Here is a 2,060-nt window from a genome sequence, read left to right on the forward strand (position 1 = left end):
CGACAGCTCCGACATCGTCAGGAAAGTCCCCAAAGACCTTGGCGCTATCAGTTTCAGGAACAGGCAATGGCGCGTACCGAAAGCCTTCAGAGGAGAACACGTCGCTGTAAGGCCTACCGGACAGAACACCTATGACATCTGCTTCGGAGCGAAACGCATCGCGACTATTGACCTCACATCAACATAGGCTCACCAAATGTGTAACCTATGTCTCCGAACATGTGTCACCCATGTCTCCGGTCCGTATACATTTATGGGGAGGGGGACCGCCGAAGGCAGTGGGCAGGGCCTACTGTCGATGACACGAGATAAGGTTTAGGTCCGCGCGCACGCCTCATACAGCGAGATCGACGCCGCATGGCTGACGTTGAGGCTCTCGAAGCCGCCCGGCATAGGTATCCGCGCCAGGTGATCGCAATGCTCGGCCACCAGCCGCCGAATACCTTCGCCCTCGGCACCAAGCACCAGCACCAGTTTCGTCAATGACTGCCGCCAGCCCTGTTGCTGAAGCAGGTCATGCAGGTGGTGTTCGCCTTCGCCCGCCAAGCCGATGCTGACATAGCCATTTTCCCCCAGGGTCTCCAAAGCTCGCGACAGATTCGTCACCCGCGCGAACGGCACGACATCGACCGCACCGACCGCCGTTTTCGCCAAAACACCCTGCAAGGGCGGTGAGTGGCGGTCCTGCATGACCAGACCCGTCACGCCAAACGCCGCCGCCGAGCGGAAGATGGCGCCAATATTCTGTGGATCAGTGACCTGGTCGAGCATCAGGATAACGTGGGTTTCATCTTGGGCACCCCGCTCCATCAGGTCATCGAGCGATTCGCCTTCAAGCACCGGACCGTGCAAAGCCATGCCTTGATGCACCGCGCCTTGCGGCAAAAGCCGGCCGATATCGCTCATCTGTTGAACAGTAACGCGGATATCCTGACGGGCATAGGCCTTCGGATTGAAGCTTTTCGCCCGTTCCTCGCTCAAAATCAGCTTGATTGGCCCCGGACGCACGGAATTTTTCAATGCGGCTTCGACCGCGTGGGCACCCCACAGCCAGCCGTCATCATTGACCTTATGTTTTTGAAAATTCTGCGGTTTTGGCGCGTCGCCACCGCCGCGCGGCGCATCCTTTCGCGGGCCTTTTGGCTTATCCGCGAAAATTTGTGCACGGTTTTTGGATTTCTGCCGCTTGGGGTCGTTGCGTTCGTGAAAAGACGACACTATAAGACGCGCTCCGATTTGAGGCCTCGTTGAGGACTTCGAGTTTTTTCGAGGGTCGTCTTTACGACCAAACCCTTGGATAAGCGAAAAGTTTTTTGCGTTTCGGGCTTGAGCTTTTACAAAAGTTCGAGTTTAAGGCGTCGGCAAGATTGACCTAAGTGCGTTTGGGGGAATGTCCCGAGCGGCAAAGGGGGGGGACTGTAAATCCCCTGCGTAAGCTTCGCAGGTTCGAGTCCTGCTTCCCCCACCATCGCACGTCATCTCTCCGGCAGGCTTCTGATCAGCCCCTTCCAAGGGCGGGTATAGCACAATGGTAGTGCAGCAGCCTTCCAAGCTGAGGATGTCGGTTCGATCCCGTCTACCCGCTCCAATACATATTCAACCTTAGCCCATCGGGGCATTACGGAGCCTGACCTATGGCCAAGGAAAAATTCAACCGTTCGAAGCCGCACTGTAACATCGGCACCATTGGTCACGTTGACCACGGCAAGACGACCCTGACGGCAGCGATCACGATGACGCTGGCCAAGTCGGGCGGCGCTGTTGCCAAGGCTTATGCCGACATCGATGCGGCTCCCGAAGAAAAGGCGCGTGGCATCACGATCAACACGGCGCACGTCGAATATGAGACGGCCAACCGTCACTATGCGCACGTCGACTGCCCGGGCCACGCCGACTACGTGAAGAACATGATCACCGGTGCTGCCCAGATGGACGGCGCGATCCTGGTCGTTTCGGCTGCCGACGGTCCGATGCCGCAAACGCGCGAGCACATCCTGCTGGCCCGTCAGGTCGGCGTTCCGGCCCTGGTCGTGTTCATGAACAAGGTCGACCTGGTCGAC

At 58.0% G+C, this 2,060-nt stretch carries 2 protein-coding genes, 2 tRNA genes and 1 pseudogene; 4 read left to right on the plus strand and 1 reads right to left on the minus strand.

All coding sequences use genetic code 11. The annotated features are described in order from the left end of the window. Positions 1-187 (plus strand): annotated as a pseudogene (locus tag AC1DON_RS21775) (IS481 family transposase); the annotation flags it as partial. Between the two features lie 128 nt (positions 188-315). Here the strand turns inward: AC1DON_RS21775 and rlmB are convergent. Continuing rightward, on the minus strand, positions 316-1,218 hold the full coding sequence (gene rlmB / locus AC1DON_RS21780; RefSeq protein ID WP_476936933.1) for a 23S rRNA (guanosine(2251)-2'-O)-methyltransferase RlmB: 903 nt from the start codon (positions 1,216-1,218) through the stop codon (positions 316-318). 166 nt (positions 1,219-1,384) lie between these two features. Between rlmB and AC1DON_RS21785 the strand changes: the two genes are divergently transcribed. The 3 genes from AC1DON_RS21785 to AC1DON_RS21795 all read left to right on the plus strand — a co-directional run. Then, positions 1,385-1,468, plus strand: a tRNA-Tyr gene (locus tag AC1DON_RS21785). Between the two features lie 46 nt (positions 1,469-1,514). Then, positions 1,515-1,588, plus strand: a tRNA-Gly gene (locus tag AC1DON_RS21790). A gap of 46 nt (positions 1,589-1,634) precedes the next feature. After that, on the plus strand, positions 1,635-2,060 hold a 426-nt coding region (locus AC1DON_RS21795), incomplete at its 3' end, for a GTP-binding protein (RefSeq protein ID WP_476933454.1).

The sequence above is a fragment of the Asticcacaulis sp. P4_H10 genome, assembly GCF_056400965.1.